Origin of the sequence: Leifsonia sp. NPDC058230, from assembly GCF_042882245.1 — a bacterium.
Lineage (GTDB): Bacteria > Actinomycetota > Actinomycetes > Actinomycetales > Microbacteriaceae > Leifsonia.
Window position 1 is genome coordinate 507,064 of record NZ_JBHVWM010000003.1, and the last position, 18,672, is coordinate 525,735.

At 69.1% G+C, this 18,672-nt stretch carries 20 protein-coding genes; 10 read left to right on the plus strand and 10 right to left on the minus strand.

Annotated elements, in window-relative coordinates; translation table 11 throughout:
* Positions 1 to 3 precede the first annotated feature (3 nt).
* Genes ACFVV0_RS12310 through xseA form a run of 4 tightly spaced genes read right to left on the minus strand, consistent with a single transcriptional unit; the run spans position 4 to position 2,855 of the window.
* Positions 4 to 660 (minus strand): carbonic anhydrase, encoded by a 657-nt coding sequence (locus ACFVV0_RS12310; protein ID WP_387063143.1) that lies wholly within the window; start codon positions 658 to 660, stop codon positions 4 to 6.
* Positions 660 to 1,316 carry a DUF4245 domain-containing protein gene (locus ACFVV0_RS12315; protein WP_387063146.1) on the minus strand — a complete coding sequence of 219 codons (657 nt, stop codon included), beginning with the start codon at positions 1,314 to 1,316 and terminating at the stop codon, positions 660 to 662. The genes ACFVV0_RS12310 and ACFVV0_RS12315 overlap by 1 nt, the downstream gene beginning before the upstream one ends.
* Positions 1,313 to 1,600 (minus strand): exodeoxyribonuclease VII small subunit, encoded by a 288-nt coding sequence (locus ACFVV0_RS12320; protein ID WP_387063149.1) that lies wholly within the window; start codon positions 1,598 to 1,600, stop codon positions 1,313 to 1,315. Before ACFVV0_RS12320 ends, ACFVV0_RS12315 begins: the two co-directional genes overlap by 4 nt.
* 10 nt (positions 1,601 to 1,610) lie before the next feature.
* The gene (gene xseA, locus ACFVV0_RS12325; RefSeq protein ID WP_387063569.1) at positions 1,611 to 2,855 is read right to left on the minus strand and encodes an exodeoxyribonuclease VII large subunit; all 1,245 of its coding nucleotides are present in this window, start codon (positions 2,853 to 2,855) and stop codon (positions 1,611 to 1,613) included.
* 115 nt (positions 2,856 to 2,970) lie between these two features.
* Here xseA and ACFVV0_RS12330 point away from each other — a divergent pair, with 115 nt between their 5' ends.
* On the plus strand, positions 2,971 to 3,975 hold the full coding sequence (locus tag ACFVV0_RS12330) for a 4-hydroxy-3-methylbut-2-enyl diphosphate reductase (protein ID WP_387063572.1): 1,005 nt from the start codon (positions 2,971 to 2,973) through the stop codon (positions 3,973 to 3,975).
* Positions 3,976 to 3,989: 14 nt separating this feature from the next.
* Here ACFVV0_RS12330 and ACFVV0_RS12335 read toward each other — a convergent pair whose 3' ends face one another.
* Positions 3,990 to 4,364, minus strand: a complete 375-nt coding sequence (locus ACFVV0_RS12335) for a winged helix-turn-helix transcriptional regulator (RefSeq protein WP_387063151.1) — start codon at positions 4,362 to 4,364, stop codon at positions 3,990 to 3,992.
* A 93-nt stretch (positions 4,365 to 4,457) separates the two neighbouring features.
* Between ACFVV0_RS12335 and ACFVV0_RS12340 the strand changes: the two genes are divergently transcribed.
* Entirely contained in the window at positions 4,458 to 5,327 is an 870-nt protein-coding gene (locus ACFVV0_RS12340) for an SDR family oxidoreductase (RefSeq protein ID WP_387063154.1), read from the plus strand.
* A 28-nt stretch (positions 5,328 to 5,355) separates the two neighbouring features.
* Positions 5,356 to 5,829 carry a hypothetical protein gene (locus ACFVV0_RS12345; RefSeq protein WP_387063156.1) on the plus strand — a complete coding sequence of 158 codons (474 nt, stop codon included), beginning with the start codon at positions 5,356 to 5,358 and terminating at the stop codon, positions 5,827 to 5,829.
* On the opposite strand, the gene ACFVV0_RS12350 is transcribed toward ACFVV0_RS12345, so the two are convergent.
* Positions 5,789 to 6,505, minus strand: coding sequence for a DUF6264 family protein (locus ACFVV0_RS12350; protein ID WP_387063158.1), 717 nt, complete (start codon positions 6,503 to 6,505; stop codon positions 5,789 to 5,791). The two genes, ACFVV0_RS12345 and ACFVV0_RS12350, sit on opposite strands and share 41 nt — an antisense overlap.
* A 64-nt stretch (positions 6,506 to 6,569) precedes the next feature.
* Positions 6,570 to 7,595, minus strand: a complete 1,026-nt coding sequence (gene fbaA / locus ACFVV0_RS12355) for a class II fructose-bisphosphate aldolase (RefSeq protein WP_387063160.1) — start codon at positions 7,593 to 7,595, stop codon at positions 6,570 to 6,572.
* Positions 7,596 to 7,814: 219 nt separating this feature from the next.
* On the opposite strand from fbaA, the gene glpX reads away from it, so the two are divergent.
* The gene (glpX, locus tag ACFVV0_RS12360; RefSeq protein ID WP_387063163.1) at positions 7,815 to 8,831 is read left to right on the plus strand and encodes a class II fructose-bisphosphatase; all 1,017 of its coding nucleotides are present in this window, start codon (positions 7,815 to 7,817) and stop codon (positions 8,829 to 8,831) included.
* 33 nt (positions 8,832 to 8,864) lie between these two features.
* On the opposite strand, the gene ACFVV0_RS12365 is transcribed toward glpX, so the two are convergent.
* Positions 8,865 to 10,295 (minus strand): DNA recombination protein RmuC, encoded by a 1,431-nt coding sequence (locus ACFVV0_RS12365; RefSeq protein WP_387063166.1) that lies wholly within the window; start codon positions 10,293 to 10,295, stop codon positions 8,865 to 8,867.
* A 141-nt stretch (positions 10,296 to 10,436) separates the two neighbouring features.
* Between ACFVV0_RS12365 and iolC the strand changes: the two genes are divergently transcribed.
* The 4 genes from iolC to iolD are packed head-to-tail and all read left to right on the plus strand — an operon-like array spanning position 10,437 to position 15,098.
* On the plus strand, positions 10,437 to 11,411 hold the full coding sequence (iolC, locus tag ACFVV0_RS12370) for a 5-dehydro-2-deoxygluconokinase (protein ID WP_387063168.1): 975 nt from the start codon (positions 10,437 to 10,439) through the stop codon (positions 11,409 to 11,411).
* Positions 11,398 to 12,285: a class I fructose-bisphosphate aldolase gene (locus ACFVV0_RS12375; protein ID WP_387063170.1), complete on the plus strand. Its 888-nt coding sequence runs from the start codon at positions 11,398 to 11,400 to the stop codon at positions 12,283 to 12,285. Before iolC ends, ACFVV0_RS12375 begins: the two co-directional genes overlap by 14 nt.
* Positions 12,286 to 12,315: 30 nt before the next feature.
* Complete coding sequence (gene iolB, locus ACFVV0_RS12380; protein ID WP_387063173.1) at positions 12,316 to 13,209, plus strand: 5-deoxy-glucuronate isomerase; 894 nt, start codon at positions 12,316 to 12,318, stop codon at positions 13,207 to 13,209.
* Positions 13,206 to 15,098: a 3D-(3,5/4)-trihydroxycyclohexane-1,2-dione acylhydrolase (decyclizing) gene (gene iolD / locus ACFVV0_RS12385; protein WP_387063175.1), complete on the plus strand. Its 1,893-nt coding sequence runs from the start codon at positions 13,206 to 13,208 to the stop codon at positions 15,096 to 15,098. Before iolB ends, iolD begins: the two co-directional genes overlap by 4 nt.
* Before the next feature lie 13 nt (positions 15,099 to 15,111).
* Here iolD and ACFVV0_RS12390 read toward each other — a convergent pair whose 3' ends face one another.
* The gene (locus ACFVV0_RS12390) at positions 15,112 to 15,873 is read right to left on the minus strand and encodes a GntR family transcriptional regulator (RefSeq protein WP_387063178.1); all 762 of its coding nucleotides are present in this window, start codon (positions 15,871 to 15,873) and stop codon (positions 15,112 to 15,114) included.
* Positions 15,874 to 15,965: 92 nt separating this feature from the next.
* Here ACFVV0_RS12390 and ACFVV0_RS12395 point away from each other — a divergent pair, with 92 nt between their 5' ends.
* Entirely contained in the window at positions 15,966 to 16,877 is a 912-nt protein-coding gene (locus ACFVV0_RS12395; protein ID WP_387063181.1) for a sugar phosphate isomerase/epimerase family protein, read from the plus strand.
* The gene (locus tag ACFVV0_RS12400; RefSeq protein WP_387063184.1) at positions 16,874 to 18,028 is read left to right on the plus strand and encodes a Gfo/Idh/MocA family protein; all 1,155 of its coding nucleotides are present in this window, start codon (positions 16,874 to 16,876) and stop codon (positions 18,026 to 18,028) included. The genes ACFVV0_RS12395 and ACFVV0_RS12400 overlap by 4 nt, the downstream gene beginning before the upstream one ends.
* 5 nt (positions 18,029 to 18,033) lie before the next feature.
* Here ACFVV0_RS12400 and ACFVV0_RS12405 read toward each other — a convergent pair whose 3' ends face one another.
* On the minus strand, positions 18,034 to 18,615 hold the full coding sequence (locus ACFVV0_RS12405; RefSeq protein ID WP_387063186.1) for an exonuclease domain-containing protein: 582 nt from the start codon (positions 18,613 to 18,615) through the stop codon (positions 18,034 to 18,036).
* Between the last annotated feature and the right edge of the window lie 57 nt (positions 18,616 to 18,672).

The window sequence follows — 18,672 nt, forward strand, 5'->3', positions numbered from 1 at the left end:
GCGTTAGTGTTCGGCGGCCGGGTCGGCCAGTCCGACGACGACGTCGGGAACGACCCGACCTTCCTGAAGCCGGTAGTTGGCACCAACGATAGCCAACGAACCGTCGGCGACGGCAGCGCTGATCATCTCGGAGCTCTCCAGGAGCTCGGCGACGGTGTCGCGCAGGTGCTCGCGACCGACCTCGCTGGCATCGACGATCGAGGTGTCGACGACCTGCCCGAGCGACGTGTGCGAGACGCGGTGCACGGCCGGGATGATGGGCTGGATGAGGTTGGCGATGTGCGGGGGCAGGGGCTCCGCATCCGGGGCCTGCGAGTCGATCGCGGCCTTCACCGCGCCGCACTCGTCGTGGCCGAGCACGAGGATGAGGGGAACATGCAGCACCCCGACCGCGTACTCGAGGGAGCCGAGCACCGAATCCGACATGACCTGACCCGCATTGCGCACGACGAACGCGTCGCCGAGACCGAGGTCGAAGATGATCTCCGCGGCGAGGCGGGAGTCGCTGCAGCCGAAGATCGCGGCGAGCGGCGCCTGGCCGCCGGCGACGGTCTCGCGACGCTCCACATCCTGCCGGGGATGCTCGGGATCGCCGCTGACGAAACGCTCATTTCCGCGCAACATCGCGTCCCACACTCGTGACGGTCGTGGCATGCCCATCAAGAACCTCCCAGTTCGCGGATCTGGCCGGCGAGCGACCGCGCAACGACCTGGAACTCGTCGTCGGTGGCCGTGCCGAAGACGACGGTCGAGCTCTTGCCCGAGGTGTTGACGAGGGCGTAGTCGACATCGCCGTTGTCCTCGCCCGACGAGCGGTTGTCGTAGACGTCCCAGGTGACGCCGTCGATGGTGGTGGTGCCCTTGATCATCGTCTTGTTGACCTGCTCGGCGACCCAGCTCTCGTTGGCGTCGAATCCCTGCCGCACGCCGATGTATTCGCCCTTGGGGGTGAGCAGGCCGATGTACCAGGAGTCGACCTTGTCGGGCGTCTTCGTCGCGAGCTCGGCGTTGTTGGCCTTCCAGCCGGCCGGGAGCACGGGCACGAGGAGGCGGTCGGGCTCGGAGCCCTGGGCCTCGGCGGCGACGGACTTGTAGTCGACCGGCGCCGACACATCCACCGGGTTGCCGCGGGGGACGACGAGCACGATGACGGCGACCAGAGCGACGGTCGCAATCAGCGAATAGACCAGATTGTTGATCGTCTGCCGGTTGCGGTGGTTGCGCGAATTCTCCGCTTTGCGCTCGGCGGTCTCCTCGGGCGTCTCGGGTCGGCCGAGTTCGGCGACGACCGGAGGGGGCTTCTTGCTGGAGGTCATTCGGTGTCAGGGGCTCCCGGGGATGAGGATGCGGCAGCGCGCGAACCCGACGCCGCGGCACCGGACTCGACGCCCGCGCGAGCGGCCTCGAGGCGGGCCTTCGCGCCGATCAGCCATTCCTCGCAGCGACGGGCGAGCGCCTCGCCGCGCTCCCAGAGAGCGATCGACTGTTCGAGGGTCGACGAGCCCTGCTCGAGCTCGGAGACGACGCGGACGAGTTCGTCTCGCGCCTCCTCGTAGCTGAGCGTGTCGGTGCTGAGGCTCTTGTCCTCGGTGGTGGGCATGGCATCCATTCTATTTGTCGTCCTGGTCGCTCGCTGAGTCCGCCGGATCGGCCTGGCCGGCGATGGCGGTCAGCGATCCGCCTGCGACCGTGACCCTGAGCGCCGATCCGGCCGGCGCCTCTTCCGGTGTGCGCAGCACGGCACCACCGGGCAGCTGCACGATCGCATAGCCGCGGTCGAGCGTCCCCTGGGGCGAGAGCGCGCGCAGCTGACCGCGGAGTTCTGCGGTGCGGGTGGCACCACGCTCGATGGTGCGCTCGACCAGCTCGGCCCCACGGGCGACGAACCGGGTGAGCTCTTCGGCGCGTGAGTCGACGATCCAGGTCGGGGAGGCGAGCGACGGGCGCGTGCGCAGGTGGCCGATCCGGTCGATCTCGGCGGCGATCATGTGGGTCAGCCGCACGCCGATACGAGTTCGGGCCTGCTGCACGCGCACCAGCTCTTCGGCCACATCCGGCACGACACGTTTTGCGGCATCGGTGGGGGTGGATGCGCGCAGGTCGGCGACCTCGTCGAGCAGCGGCCGGTCGGCCTCGTGACCGATGGCGCTGACGATCGGCGTGACGCACGCGGCGGCCGTGCGCACGAGGGTCTCGTCACTGAAGCCCAGGAGGTTCTGGAAGTCGCCGCCACCGCGCGCGACGATGATGACGTCGACCTCCGGATCCGCGTCGAGAGTGCGCAGCGCGGCCGTGACGTCGGCCACGGTGCGTTCGCCCTGCACGGCGGCGTGGATGGTGCGGAAGCGCACCTGCGGCCACCGCAACTGTGCATTGCGCAGCACATCCTTCTCGGCGTCCGAGTCTTTTCCCGTGATGAGCCCGATGCAGTGCGGGAGGAAGGGCAGAGGCTTCTTGCGGTCGAGGGCGAACAGGCCCTCGGCGGAGAGTTCGGCACGGAGACGTTCGAGCCGTTCGAGCAGGTCGCCGAGGCCGACATGACGCATGTCGAAGACCTGCATCGTGAGTGTTCCGCCCTTGACCCAGAAATTGGGCTTGACGGCAGCGATCACACGGTCGCCCTGCTTGAGGTCGGCGGGGATGCGCGACTTCACGGACGACCAGATCGTGAAACTGATCGTCGCGTCTTCGTTCAGGTCTTTGAGCTTGCCGTAGACGTTGCCGCCCGATGCGCCCCACTGCGTGATCTCGCCCTCGACCCACGCGGTGCCGAGCCGGTCGATCCAGCCGCGGATCTTGCTCGACAGCGTGGCGACGGGCCAGGGGGATTCGAGCGTGGGCGGGCCGACCTCCATCGATGGGACAGCGGTCGTCGATGGGCTCGAGGCGTTCGTCACGGTCGTCTCCCATCGAGTGCTCAGCGCGCGCACCTAGAATCAAAGGGTGAGCGACGCAACCATCAGTCTGCCGATGCCGAGGATTCCCGGCGCCAGAGGCCGGCTCAAGAATACCCCGGTCGTCGGACACAAGCGGGTGCTGCTGGCCGCACCCCGTGGATACTGCGCGGGTGTGGACAGAGCTGTCGTGGCCGTCGAGAAGGCTTTGGAGCACTACGGCGCCCCTGTGTACGTTCGCAAGCAGATCGTGCACAACGTGCACGTGGTCTCGACCCTGGAACAGCAGGGCGCGATCTTCGTCGACGAGGTCGACGAGGTTCCGACCGGTGCGCACGTCGTCTTCAGCGCGCACGGAGTCTCTCCGGCCGTCGTGAAGTCGGCTGCAGATCGCGGACTCCAGGCGATCGACGCCACCTGTCCGCTGGTCACCAAGGTGCACCGCGAAGCCGTGCGGTTCGCTCGCGACGACTTCGAGATCCTGCTGATCGGCCACGAAGGCCATGAAGAGGTCGAGGGCACAGCGGGCGAGGCCCCTGATCACGTCACCCTGGTGAACGGACCGGACGACGTCGACCGGATCACGGTGAAAGACCCGGAGAAGGTCGTCTGGCTGTCGCAGACCACGCTCTCGGTCGACGAGACGATGGAGACGGTGCGCCGGCTGCGCGAGCGGTTCCCGCATCTGCAGGATCCCCCCAGCGACGACATCTGCTACGCCACCCAGAACCGACAGGTCGCGATCAAGAAGGTCGCCGAGGACGCCGATCTCGTCATCGTCGTCGGCTCGGCGAACTCGTCCAACTCGGTACGCCTCGTCGAGGTCGCGCTCGAGTACGGCGCCAAAGCGGCCTACCGTGTCGACTACGCCAGCGAGATCAAGCAGGAGTGGCTCGACGGCGTCGCCTCCGTCGGTGTGACGAGCGGCGCATCCGTGCCCGAGGTGCTCGTGCAGGAGGTGCTCGACGACCTGCGCGGAGCCGGTTACGGCGATGTGCAGGAGGTCAAGACGGCCGAGGAGGACCTGATGTTCTCGCTGCCCAAGGAACTGCGCAAGCAGGACACCCGCACGCGCCCGTAGCCCTGCGCCACCTGCTACGACGCGTCGTCGAGAATCTCGTCGGCATTGGTGGCGATCCACGACATGAGCGGCAGCAGGTGCTCGGTGAGCTCACGTCCGCGTTCGGTCAGGCTGTAGTCGACCCGTGGCGGGATCGTCGGCTGCGCCGTGCGGGAGACGAACCCATCGCGTTCGAGCGTTTTCAGGGTCTGCGCGAGCATCTTCTCGCTGATGCCCTGCACAGTGCGGCGGAGTTCCCCCCACCGGTGGTCGCGCTGAGAGAGCGCGACGAGCACGAGGACGCCCCAGGTGCTGGTGACGTGGTTGAGCACGATTCGGCTCGGGCAGGCGGAGGGAAGCACCCCATCCGTGAAACCGAAACCGTTCACTGACTGAAAACTGGTGTCCACGTCAGTAACTTACCAAAAGGTGGGTACCTTCGACCGGGAAGTTTCGGGCCATGAGGCCGGTTGTCGCTGATAACCGACCGAAAGGAACACACCATGACCATCGTCGTCACCGGAGCATCCGGCCACCTCGGACGCCTCGTCGTCGAATCCCTGCTCGAGCGAGGAGTCGCCCCCGCCGAGATCCGCGCGCTGGGCCGCTCGGAGCAGAAGCTCGCGCAGCTGGCGGCCAGCGGCGTGCAGACCGCAGTCATCGACTTCGACCGGCCCGAGACGCTCGTGCCGGCATTCGAGGGTGCGGATGCGCTCCTCCTGGTCTCCGGGAGCGAGGTCGGCAAGCGCGTCCAGCAGCACGCGAACGCCATCGAGGCGGCCGAGAAGGCCGGAGTCGGCCGGATCGTCTACACGAGCGCGCCTCACGCCACCGACACGAACCTCGTACTGGCCCCCGAGCACGCGGCCACCGAGCGACTGCTCTCCGATTCGAGCCTGCCGGTGACCATCCTGCGCAACAACTGGTACACCGAGAACTACCTCGACCAGGTCGACACCGCCGCGCAGACCGGTGCGCTCGTCGCCAGCGTCGGCGACGGGCGGGTCGCGAGCGCGACGCGCCGGGACTACGCCGAGGCTGCCGCTGTCGTGCTGACGACACCGGGTCACGAGGGCGCGGTCTACGAGCTCTCGGGCGACGTGGCGTGGACGTTCGACGACCTCGCCGCCGCGATCGGCGGCATCCTGGGCCGCGAGGTCGACTACCGGCCGGTCTCGCCCGAGGAGCACACGAGCATCCTCATCGCTGCAGGGCTCGACGAGGCGACCGCTGGATTCGTGGTCGCGCTCGACGGCAACATCCGGGAAGGCGATCTCGACGACGCACCTGGAACACTCAGCGAACTCATCGGACGCCCGACGACGGCGCTCGTCGACGGGCTTCTCGAGGCGCGCGAAGCCATCGCTGCCTAGTTCCCGTGCGCGGTGCTAGCTTTGCGATATGTCAAATATCAATGAGCCCAGAGTAATCGCCTCGAGGAAACCGCTCGCGCCCTCGGTGATGGCTGCCGTGATCGTCGTCTCGATCGCGGCGGCCATCATCCTGATGCTTGCAGGGATGCTGTTCTACTCCGCCCTCGGACTGCTCGGGGAGAGCGGACCCGCCGACGCCTGGGGAACGGGCGCGCTCGTCATCGCGTCCGTTCTGCTGGCGATCGCCGTGCTGACGCTGCTGGGCCTCTTCGGGCTGATTCGAGACGGCGACTACGGCAGGCTCCTCCTGACCTTCACGGGCGGGCTCGGCCTCATCGCCACGATCGCACTCCTGGCGACCTTCTCCTTCGACGCCTTCAGGGGCGCGTCGATGGCCCGCTTCGGCCTTCTCGCGAGTGTGCTGCTCATCGTCGGCACGGTCCTCGCCTGGATTCCGATGCCTAGGGGGTCGAGGTGGGCGGTGTCGTCGTCGCAGGGCTGATGCCGCTGTAGAAGCTCAGCAGCGCCGGATCGGTTGAGATCACGATCGAGAGAAAGACGAACAGGGCGATGAACGCGATGACGCCGGCGATGAGCGGCACGTAGAACGACATCCTGCGTCGAACCAGGAGCAGCACGGTGATGCCCGTCGAGATGATCCAGATCGCGCCCATCGCGATCGAGCCGGCTGTCATGATGCCCGAGACGGAGGGGGCAGGGACATAGTCCCCGAGGTTCTCGTTGGCGTGGACCAGCTGGATCGCCGCGGGAAAGGCGTTGATGACGCCGATCGAGTACGACATCCCGAGAAAGCCGACGATCAGCAGCGCGATCGTCCAGCCGACGTTCCAGCGTGGAGTGGCGCGCTTCAGCTGAGCGGGCAAGCCCGGCTGAGCCTCCGGCGGCGGGTACGGGTGCCCCGTGTACGGCTGACCGACCGGGGGATGGGTCGTCGACGGATGCGGGGCCGGCGGATGCACGGGAGCGTCCGGTCGCTGCTCGCCGTACCTGCCGGCTGAGCCCCCGGCCGCCGGATCTGCAGGCTGGCTGTCGTCCAGGGGTCGCGAGGTGTCGAGCCGATTCTGGTCCGCGGGTGGATGCCAGACCCAGCCCTCGGGCGCCAGCTCGCCGAACTGGGGGCGCGGGCGCTTGTCGGGTTGTTTCTCGTCGTCGGCCATGCGGCCGTCCTCCCTGCGATGTGGAACGGCGGCCGGGGCACAAAGCCCCGGCCGCCGCCGGTTGCTACTTGCCGGAGTGTCCGGCCGAGCCGAGCTGCTGCGTCGCCTCGACGACGCGGGCCGCCATACCGGTTTCGGCGACCTTGCCCCAGGCGCGCGGGTCGTAGAGCTTCTTGTTGCCCACCTCGCCGTCGATCTTGAGCACGCCGTCGTAGTTCTTGAACATGTAGTCCGCGATCGTGCGGGTGAACGCGTACTGGGTGTCGGTGTCGATGTTCATCTTGACGACGCCGTTGGCGACCGCCTCGGCGATCTCCGCATCCGTCGAACCCGATCCGCCGTGGAAGACGAGGTCGAGCGGCTTGGGGCCGTGACCGTACTTGGCTGCGAGGCCGTCCTGGATCGTCTTCAGCAGTTCCGGGCGCAGCTTGACGTTGCCCGGCTTGTAGACGCCGTGCACGTTGCCGAACGTGAGGGCGGCCATGTACCGGCCGTTCTCTCCGAGGCCGAGCGCCTCGACGGTCTGGATCGCGTCGTCGAGCGTGGTGTAGAGGTGCTCGTTGATGTCGTGGCTGACGCCGTCTTCCTCGCCGCCGACGACGCCGATCTCGACCTCGAGGATCGCGTTGATCGCCCGCGTGCGCTTCAGCATGTCTTCCGCGATCGTCAGGTTCTCGCCGAGCGGTACGGCCGAGCCGTCCCACATGTGCGACTGGAAGATCGGGTTGCGTCCGGCCTTCACCTCTTCTTCGCTCGCGGCGATGAGGGGCAGCACGAAGCCCTCGAGCGCGTCCTTCGGGCAGTGGTCGGTGTGGAGGGCGACCGTGACGGGGTAGTTCTTGGCGACCTCGGTGGCGAACCTCGCGAAGGCGAGGGCTCCGGATGCGCGGTTCTTCACCGTCTGGCCGGCGAAGTAGTCCGCACCTCCCGTGGTGACCTGGATGATGCCGTCGCTGCCGGCCTCGGTGAGACCCTGGAGCACGGCGTTGATCGTCTGCGAGGACGACACGTTGAACGCCGGGTAGGCGAACCCACCGGCCTTCGCCTTGTCGAGCATTTCTGCGTACTGATCCGGCGTGGCGATGGGCATGACGGCTCCTTGAAGTCGGTAGGGCGAACGGGACTCATCATACCGAGGCGGCTTCCGGCAGTCGCCGCCGGCCGCAGGAGACAGCGGGGATACACAGCGCGTTCGCATGGTGAACGTTCGTGCGCATCCCGGCCACTGGGCTGCTCCCGCGGATAAACTGGGCTCGCCGCTGTCAGCGGTGCTCCGCACTGTCGCCGAATCCGTCCGGGAGGACCCATCATGACCAGTTCCACCCCGCCAAGTACAGACACAGCCACCCTGTTTCTGCACCCCGACCGAAACCTGGCGATGGAGCTGGTGCGAGCCACTGAGGCGGCGGCGATCCGTGCGACGCCGTTCATCGGCCGTGGCGACAAGAATGCGGCCGATGGTGCAGCGGTGGATGCGATGCGCAAGTTCCTCGGAACGGTCAACTTCGACGGACTGGTCGTCATCGGCGAGGGCGAGAAAGACCGTGCGCCGATGCTCTTCAACGGGGAGCAAGTCGGCAACGGTCGTGGACCGGCCGTCGACATCGCGGTCGATCCGATCGACGGCACGTCGCTGACCGCCGCCGGACGGCAGAACGCGCTCTCGGTGATCGCGGTGTCCGACCGCGGCACGATGCTGGATGCGTCGAGCGTGTTCTACATGGACAAGATCGTCACCGGGCCCGAGGGCGCCGGGGTCGTCGACCTGTCTCAGACGGTGGCGGAGAACATCCGGGAGCTGGCCAGGGCGAAGGGCAAGCCGGTGGGCGAGATGCGCATCGCCGTCCTCGACCGTCCGCGCCACGAGGGGCTGATCGAGGAGATCCGCGCTGCGGGCGCCGGAACGCGCCTCCTGCTCGACGGTGACGTCGCCGGCGGCATCAATGCCGCCCGCTACGAGTCGCGCATCGACATGTGCATCGGGATCGGCGGCAGCCCCGAGGGCATCACCACCGCGGCCGCGATCAAGGCTCTCAACGGGTTCATGCAGGGCAGGCTGGCGCCCAAAGACGAGGCGGAGCGCGCGGGCGGCATCGCTGCCGGCCTCGACATGGACAGGGTCTATGGCGCCGACGACCTGGTCAAGGGCGACAACACCTTCTTCGTCGCGACCGGCGTCACCGACGGTGGTCTGGTGGAGGGCGTGCGCCGCAAGGGGCCGATCATCCGCACCGAGTCGATCGTCATGCGATCCAAGAGCGGAACCATCCGGCGCGTGATCGCCGACCACGTCGCTTCCAAGTGGCTCGAGCCCGACCAGCTCTGACGACGTACGGCGAGGAGGTCGGCGCTCAGGACCTCACGCCGACTTGAGGTCGTCGGCGTCGCGAGCGGCGGCGGTGTCGTGCTCGGCCGCCGCCTTCTCCTGCAGGGCGAGCTTGTCGACGCCGTGCATGTCGCGGGGCTCGAGTTCGAGCTCCAGCTCAGCGACGAGTTCGAACGCGGTGATCTCGCGCGGGGCCTCCTCGATTCCGTTCAACACCCCGATCACCTTCGACTCGTCGAGGGCGTTGAGTTTGCGAGCTGCGGGGAAGACCTGGCGCTCGAATGAGCCGACGAAGCCGTTGTAATCCTTGACGGTACGTTCCAGAGAACGGCCGAGCTTCTCGATGTGGCTCGCGGTGGTGGACAGGCGCGTGTAGAGCGTGCGGCTCAGGTCGAAGAGCTCCTTCGCCTCCTGCGTGAGCACATCCTGTTGCCAGCTGAACGCGACGGTCTTGAGCACCGACCAGAGGGTCACGGGCGAGGCGAGGGCGACGCGCTTGCTGAACGCGAACTCCATGATCGACGGGTCGGCCTCCATCGCCGACGACACCAGGGACTCGCTCGGGATGAAAGCGATCACGAGTTCGGGGGAGGACTCGAGCCCCGCCCAGTACGCCTTGCTTCCGAGCGCGGTGATGTGGTCGCGCACCGCTTTGACGTGCTGCTTGAGCAGGGATTCGCGCCGCGCGCCGTCGAGGCCGGTTGCGGTGGCCGGGATCTGGCTGGCCTCGAGGTAGGCGTTGAACGGCACCTTGGCGTCGAGCGCGATGCTCTTGCCGCCGGGGAGGCGCACGATCATGTCGGGACGCCCGGCGCCCGCATCCGAGTGGATGCTCGACTGAACGTCGAAGTCGACGCGCTCGATGAGCCCGGCGGCTTCGACGACGCTGCGCAGCTGGGTCTCGCCCCAGACGCCGCGGGTGCTGTTGGAGCGGAGTGCTGACGCGAGCGACTCGGCGGTGCTGCGCAGCCGCTCCTCCGATTCAGTGGCCGACTTGAGTTGCTGCGTCAGCTGCCCGTGCTGTTCACTGCGCTGCGACTCGAGCTCGACGACCTTCTTCTGCATCTCGCTGAGGCTCTCGCGCACCGGGGCCAGCGCCTGCAGCACCTTGCTCTCAGCGCGCTCGCGCTCCGCGGCGGCCTGCGCTTCGGCGCGGTGGCGCTCGATGACCTCGCGATACTGCTCCTGGTGGGCGTGCACCTGCTCCTTGAGCGAGTCGACAGTCGCCTGGGCTGCCGCGAGGTCGCTGGAGATCTCGGCGCGGATCGCCGCCTCGGCCGCTCTCGTCTGCGCCAGCTCGGCCTCGTGCCGGGCAGCGGTGACGGCCGGGTCTTCGACCGGGGCCGTCGGCGCGGCGGCCTCTGCGCGGCGACGCAGCAGGGTCGCGACGGCGAAGCCGCCGGCCGCTGCGCCGACGATGAGGCCGGCGAGGAGTCCGAGGAGGAGCGAGAGGATGGGATCCATGCTGTCAGTGTGGCAGTGGCCTCCGACAGCGGCCGGTTCAAGCGCCGCGAACCGCGAAATCCCCGGCAAGCGGGCTTACGGCGGCTTCGGCGGCTGCCCTAGGCTGGCAATGTCAATATGTAAGGACATGGAGCGACGTCGATGACGACAGCACGAACATCCGGCAACGCCTTCGACGTGCTCGCCATCGGTCGGGTCGGGGTCGATCTCTATCCGTTGCAGAGCGGCGTCGGTCTCGACGAGGTCGAGACGTTCGGCAAATACCTGGGCGGCAGCGCCACCAACGTGACCATCGCTGCGGCTCGCCACGGCCGCCGTGCGGCGATCATCACGCGCACCGGCCCAGATCCGTTCGGCCGCTACGTGCACGCCGAGTTGCGCAGGCTGGGGGTCGACGACCGTTTCGTCTCGGCGGTCCCCGGACTCGCGACGCCGATCACCCTGTGCGAGCTCTTTCCACCCGACGACTTCCCTCTCTACTTCTATCGCGATCCGATCGCACCCGACCTCGTCATCCACCCGGATGAGCTGGATGCGGAGGCGGTCCGCGACGCCGGTGTGTTCTGGGCGACCGTGACCGGGCTCTCCCGCGAGCCGAGTCGATCCGCTCACCACGCCGCCTGGGCGCACCGTGGCCGCACGCCGTTCACCGTGCTCGATCTCGACTACCGGCCGATGTTCTGGGAATCGGCCGCACAGGCGACGGAGGAGGTGCAGCGTGCGCTCGAGCAGGTCACGGTGGCGGTCGGCAATCGTGACGAGTGCGAGATCGCCGTCGGTGAGACGGATCCGCACCTGGCGGCCGATGCGCTGCTCGACCGCGGAGTCGAACTCGCCGTGGTGAAGCAGGGCCCGCGGGGCGTGCTGGCCAAGACGCGGACCGAGACGGTGGAGGTGGAGGCCTTCCCCGTGCAGGTGCTGAACGGCCTCGGCGCCGGCGATGGATTCGGTGGCGCCCTCTGCCACGGACTGCTGGCGGGCTGGTCGCTGGAGCGGACCATCCGGTTCGCCAATGTGGCCGGAGCGATCGTCGCTACCAGGCTCGAGTGCTCGACGGCGATGCCGACCACCGACGAGGTGGAGACCGCGATGGGAGCGGGCCATGTCGCCGTCTGACGACCGGTTCGCCCGGCTCCGCGAGCTGCGTGCGTCCGAACCAGAGCGGCTGGCCGCCCTCGTGGCCGAACGCCGCCGACCGGTGCCGCGCCCAGACGGCCGGCTCTTCATCCTCGCCGCCGACCATCCGGCGCGCGGTGCGCTCGCGGTGGGCGCCGACCCCCGGGCGATGGCCGACCGCTACGAGCTGCTCGACCGGCTGACGTCGGCACTCGGCCGGCCCGGCGTCGACGGAGTGCTCGGCACGCCCGACATCATCGAAGACCTGGCGGCCCTCGGCGCGCTCGACGGCAAGGTCGTCGTCGGGTCGATGAACCGCGGCGGCCTGAAGGATGCGGCGTTCGAGATGGACGACCGCTACACCGCCTACGACGTCGAGGGTCTCGTGCGTGCGGGCATCGACTTCGGAAAGGTGCTGCTGCGCATCAACCTGGCCGACCCCGGCAGCGCGGCCACCTTGGAGTCCACGGCGCGCGCCGTCTCGGCGGCGGCGGCGAGCAGGCTGCCGATCATGATCGAGCCGTTCCTGAGTGAGTGGCACGACGGGCGCATCCTCAACGATCTGAGCCCGGATGCGGTGATCACCTCGATCGCGATCGCCTCCGGCCTCGGCGCCAGCTCGGCGTACACCTGGCTGAAGCTGCCGGTGGTGGCCGAGATGGAGCGGGTGATGGCGGCGACCACCCTGCCGACGCTGCTCCTCGGCGGAGACCCGAGCGCGCATCCGGATGCCGCCTACGCCTCCTGGGCCGATGCGCTGGAACTGCCGGGAGTGCGCGGGCTCGTGGTCGGGCGCTCGCTGCTGTACCCGCCCGATGGCGATGTGGTGCGTGCGGTGGACACCGCCGCCGCACTGGTTCACCCCGACCGCTGACCCCGTGCCGACAGATCCGAGGATGCCGAGATGACCGATCACTTCTTCCCCCGCGGCACGCTCGCCGAGGGTCCGCTCGATGTCGCGGTGCGGCCGGACGGGACCGACTGGAGGTTCACCGGGCTCGATGTGGTCACGCTCGCTCCCGGCGAGCCGTGGACGGTCGCGTTCGATGGCCGCGAAGGCATCGTCGTCCCGCTCGCCGGGGGCTGCACGGTCGCCGTGGCGGGCGACGGGGAGTACGTGCTCGAGGGTCGCCCGAGCCCGTGGGGTGTGACGGATGTGCTCTACCTTCCGGTCGGAACGCGTGCGACCGTCACGGCCGGAAACGGGGCGCGGGTGGCCGTGCCGTGGGCGGTGGCCGAGGTCGCGCATCCGGTGCAGTATCTGGCGAAGGATGCGGTGTCCACCGAACTGCGCGGGGCCGGCATCTGCAGTCGCCAGGTCAACAACTTCGGCACCCCGTCGGCCATTCGCGCCGACCGGCTGATCGCCTGCGAGGTCATGCATCACGGCGGCACCTGGTCGTCGTATCCGCCGCACAAGCACGACGCCGATGGCCCGAACGAGACAGCGCTCGAGGAGATCTACTACTTCGAGGTGGCGCCGTCGTCGGCCGGCACGGAGGGCTTCGCGCTGCACCGGGTCTCGGCGTCCGGCGCCGGGGCCATCGATGTCACCGCAGAGGTCCGCACCGGCGATGTCGTGACCATCCCGTTCGGCTACCACGGCCCGACGGTGGCGGCACCCGGCCACGACCTGTACTACTTGAACGTGATGGCCGGACCGCGAACGCAGGCGCATCCGGACCGCGAATGGCTCATCAGCGACCACCCCGATCACGCGTGGATCCGCGAGCAGTGGGCGACCGAGCAGATCGATCCGCGCCTCCCGTTCACCGAGCACACAGGAGTCACCTCATGACCGGTACCGTCCGTCTCACCGTCGGTCAGGCGGTCGTGCGCTTTCTCGGAGCGCAGCACACGGTTCGCGACGGCGTCGAGCACCGGCTGATCGAGGGGTTCTTCGGGATCTTCGGCCACGGTAACGTCGCCGGGCTCGGTCAGGCGCTGCTGCAGAGCGACATCGACGAGCCGGGCCGGATGCCGTACTGGCTGGCCCGCAACGAGCAGGGTGCGGTGCATGCCGCGGCGGCGTTCGCCAAGCACCGCAACCGGCTGTCGACGCTCGCGGTCACGACCTCGATCGGGCCGGGCGCGACCAACATGGTGACCGGGGCGGCGCTCGCCACGGTGAATCGCATCCCGGTGCTGCTGCTGCCGGCCGACGTGTTCGCTAGCCGTCACCCCGACCCGGTGCTGCAGCAGCTGGAGCGGCAGGATGCGCGCGACGTGACCGTGAACGACGCGTTCCGTCCGGTGTCGGCCTTCTTCGACCGCGTCTGGCGGCCCGAGCAGCTGCCGGCCGCGCTGCTGGGAGCGATGGAGGCGCTGACCGACCCGGCGCGAACCGGGGCCGTCACGATCGCCCTGCCGCAGGACGTGCAGGCCGAGGCCCACGACTGGCCGGAGGAGCTCTTCGGCACCCGGGTCTGGCGCATCCCGCGCCTGCGGCCCGACGAGGATGCCGTCGCCGACGCTGCGGCGATCATCGCGGCGGCCGAGCGACCGTTCATCGTGGCCGGCGGAGGCGTGCACTACTCGGGGGCCGAGGAGGCGCTCGCCTCGTTCGCCGAGCGGCACGGCATCCCGGTGGGGCAGACCCAGGCGGGCAAGGGTGCGTTGCCGGGCGAGCATCCGCTCGACGTCGGGGGAGTGGGCGCGACGGGAACGACCGCCGCCAACACGCTCGCCGCTGCGGCGGACGTGGTGATCGGGATCGGGACGCGGTACTCGGACTTCACCACCGCCTCGCGCTCGCTGTTCGCCGACCCGGGAGTGCGGTTCGTCAACCTCAACGTCGGTTCGGCGGATGCGGTGAAGCTCGCCGGTCTCGCGGTGACCGGCGACGCCCGGGCTGGCATCGCCGCGCTGTCGGATGCGCTGAACGGGCACTCGACCGCCCCGTCCTACCGGGCCGCGGTAGCCGCAGCTCGCGCCGACTGGGCGGTGACGCGCGGCCGGCTGCTCGACCTCGACTGGCTGCACCGCGGCGAAACCGGACGCACCTCTCAGGTCGAGCTGCTCGGCATCCTGAACGAGGAGATCGGCGAGCGGGATGTCGTGGTCAACGCCGCCGGATCGGCCCCGGGCGACCTCCACAAGCTGTTCGAGCCGCGCTCGGCCAAGCAATATCACGTGGAGTACGGGTTCTCCACGATGGGCTACGAGATCGCCGGCGCGCTCGGCGTGAAGCTGGCCGAGCCGGGCATCCAGGTGGTCGCGGTCGTCGGCGACGGCTCGTACCTCATGCTGGCGCAGGAGTTGGTCACGGCGGTGGCAGAGGGGCTGAAACTCGTCGTCGTGCTGATCGACAACGACGGGTTCGCCTCGATCGGCAACCTGTCCGAGTCGGTCGGATCCCAGCGCTTCGGCACCCGGTACCGGTTCGGCGCTGCGGCGGGACCCGCGGCGGGAGGCGCGCTGCCCGTCGACCTCGCGCTCAACCTCGAGAGTCTCGGTGCGGACGTGCTTCGCGCATCCACCCCCACGGAGTTCCGGGATGCGCTGCGCCGGGCCCTCGACGCCGAGACGACGACGGCCGTGTACATCCAGACCGACCCGCTGGCGCCCGGTTCCGGCGACGGGGCCTGGTGGGAGGTGCCGGTCGCCGAGGTGTCCACACTCGACTCGACCCAGCGGGCGCGCACGGCCTACGAAGCCGATCGCCGAGCGCAGCGGCCCTACCTGTGACGATCGTGGCGCCCTACTTGTCGACGAGCGTGATCTCGAACGAGTACAGGTCGGGACGGTAGCAGTGGTGGCCGTACTCGACCGCGCGCCCCGAGTTGTCGTAGGCGGTGCGGTCCATCGTCAGCACCGGGCCTCCGTCGTCGATCTCGAGCAGCGCGCTCTCGTCGCCCTCGGCCCGGCGGGCACCGATCCGCTGGCGCGCGACCCGCATCGTCGTTCCGCGGCTGCGCATCACCTGGTACAGCCCGTGGTCGGCGAGGTCGCTCTCGCCGATCGCCGTGAAGTCGGCGGGCAGGTAGTTCTCCAGCACGGCGACCGGGACATCGTCTGCGCTGCGAAGACGCCGCAGGTGGAGGACGGGTGCGCCGGAGTCGACGCCGAGGATCTCGGCGATGCGCGCATCCGCCTCGATCACCTCGTGCACGAGAAGGCGCGTCGACGGCTGCTGGCCGCTTCCGACGAGGTCGTCGTAGAGGCTCGTGAGTTCGACCTTGCGGGTGACCGGGCCGTGCACGACCTGGGTGCCGATTCCGCGTCTGCGGACGAGGAGGCCCTTGTCGACGAGGTCCTGGATGGCCCGCCGCACGGTCGGGCGGGAGAGCCCGAGGCGCTCGCCGAGGGCGATCTCGTTCTCGAGGCGGGCACCCGCCGGCAACTCGCCGTCGACGATCGCGCGCTCGATCCTGGTCGCGACCTGGTGGTAGAGCGGCACGGGGCCCGAGTGGTCCAGATCCATGAAGAGGGCCGGGGGGAGCTCCTTCTCGGGCTGCGTCATCGGTCGTCCCGTCGCTCGTGGGTCATATGTGCTGACATTAGCACCGCCTCACCGGCTAGAGTTTGTCAGGACATGACATCGAGGAGGACGACGTGATTCGCATCGCCGGCGCACCGGTCAGTTTCGGGGTGTTCGAGCTCAGCCCCGAGGAGGGCGTCGAACTCGCGCGGCCGGACGAACTCTGCGCGGTGCTCTCGGAGGAAGGGTACGCCGGCGTCGACCTCGGTCCGATCGGCTTCCTCGGCCGCGGCGACGACCTGCGCGACCGGCTAGCTCGCCACCGCCTCGAGCTGTCGGGCGGATGGGTGGACCTGCCCTTCACCGATGCTGCCGCCTTCGAGGAGGAGATGCTCACCTTCGACGCGACCCTCGACGTCTTCGTCGAGGCGGCATCGGCATCGCCATCGCCGCAGTTGCTGCCGCTGCCGACTCTCGCCGACCGCGGCTCGGAGATGCGCCGTGCGCATCCGGGAGGCGGTCCCGAGTTCAGCTTGAGCGAGGAGCAGTGGAAGGTGCTCGCCGGCAACGTGTCGATCGCCGCCGACCGCGTGCGCGCCCGCGGACTCGAACCGACCTTCCACCACCACGCCTGCACCTTCGTCGAGACCCCGGACGAGATCGATGAACTCCTGGCGCGCACCGACATCGGGCTCACCTTCGACAGCGGGCACCTCATCCTCGGCGGGGGAGATCCCGTCTCTGGGTGGCAGCGCTGGCACGATCGCATCAACCATCTTCATCTGAAGGATGCGCGAGCATCCGTCCTCCGCGCCGTCGTCGACGATCACGGCGACATGCGCGATGTCTGGGCCGGCCGCGCGTTCGTGCCGTTCGGCGAGGGGGACCTCGACCTGCGCGGCCTGATGGATGGGGTGCTCGCCGACGGCTACAGCGGCTGGCTCGTTGTGGAGCAGGACACCATCCCGCGGCCCGGCGACGACCCGGCCGTGATCCGCATCGACCACCGCACGAACCGCGAAGCACTGAAGGAGTGGCTGCCATGACGGCGGAGACCGGAACGACGAAGATCAGGATCGGAGTGGCCGGCCTCGGCGCCGTCGCACAGTCGGTTCACCTGCCGCTCATCCAGCGCCGCTGGGATCTGTTCGAGCTTGCCGCCCTGGCGGACCTCTCGGCGGCGAACGGTGCCGCCGTCGGCGCGCAGTTCGGGGTGGGTCCCGAGCACGTCTATCCGACCCTCGGCGAAATGCTCGATTCCGAGGAGCTCGACGGGGTCGTGCTGCTGACGTCGGGTTCGCACGGTGGCCCGGCGCTCGAAGCCCTGCAGCGTGGCGTCGCGGTCTTCTGCGAGAAGCCCCTGGCGTTCTCCCTCGCCGAGATCGATCGTCTGCTGGAGGCGGAGGCCGCTGCCGGCCGTCCGCGACTGCTCCTCGCCTACATGAAGGAGTACGACCCCGCCGTCCTCGCCCTCCGGGAGCGGTTGCCCGAGGCCTCGGAGATCCGGTACGTGAACGTCGAAGTCCTGCACCCGAGCGGCCCCTCGCAGCTCGCCTTCGCCAATCTGCATCCACCGGCGCGGGATGTGGACCCCGCCGTCCTCGCGGAGTTGGTCGCCGCCGACCGGGCCGTCATCGCGCAGGCACTCGGCGACGAGGTCGCGGCCGCTCACGGCGACCTGTACGCGAACGTGGTGCTCGGCAGCCTCATTCACGACCTCTCCCTCGTGCGCGCGCTGGTCGGACCAATCGAGACGGTCGACGAGGTACACCTCTGGGCCTCACAGGATGCGCCGGGCTCGATCGAGGTCGGCGGCACGGCCGGCGACAACGCCCGCGTGCACCTGCACTGGCACTACCTCGCCGACTACCCGCACTACCGTGAGACGGTCACGATCCACCACACCACCGGCTCGCTCGAACTCGAGTTCACCGTGCCCTACCTCCTGAACGCACCGACGGAGCTCCGAATCGTGTCGTCGAGCGGCACCGGGCACTCGCACGAGCTCGTGCGCTCGGTCGACGAAGCGTTCGAGGCGGAGCTGGTCGCCTTCCACCGCATGGTCACCGAGGGGGTGGAACCGCCGACGCGCGCCGTGCACGGGCGGGTGGACGTGCAGACGGGACAACGCATCCTCGCCGTGCTGGCGGCGACGTCGGGCCTGACCATCGGCGGCGAGGCGGCGCAACCCGCCTAGACGCGCTACGCGGCGACGGCCGCCCCGATGCGCCCGAGGCGGGCACCGGTGATGGCGGAGAGGTCGTGGATCGTGGCGACGTCGTGCCGCTTGGCCGCGTGCACCACGATCGCCGCGCAGGCCTCGGCGTCGGCGAGCGCATCGTGGTGGGCGAAGTCCTCGAACCCGGCGGCCATCGCGGCGACGGGCAGACGGTAGGAGTCGAGGTTGTAGGTCTTGCGGGCGACCTGCAGGCTGCAGAGGTAGCTGAACTCCGGGCACTCGAGCGCGGTCGCGGCGCAGGCGGCGCGGATGACGCCCATGTCGAAGCCGGCGTTGTGGGCCACCAGATGGTCTCCCTCGGCGAAGGCGACCAGGTCGGGGAGCTGCTCCACCCAGCCGGCGGCGCCCACCACATCCTGAGCCCGGAGTCCGTGGATGCGGGTGTTCCACTCGTTGAACTCGTCGTGCGGGAACGGCGGCTGGATGAGCCAGCCGACACGGTCGACCACGCGGCCGTTCCTCACCTTGATCAGCCCGACGGAGCACGCGGACGCCGCACTCCCGTTCGCGGTCTCGAAGTCGATGGCGGTGAAATCCAGTGGCACGTGCTCATGCTCGCACGCGCTACCGACGCTGACCGGGAGCCCGCCCGCGCGCCGCGA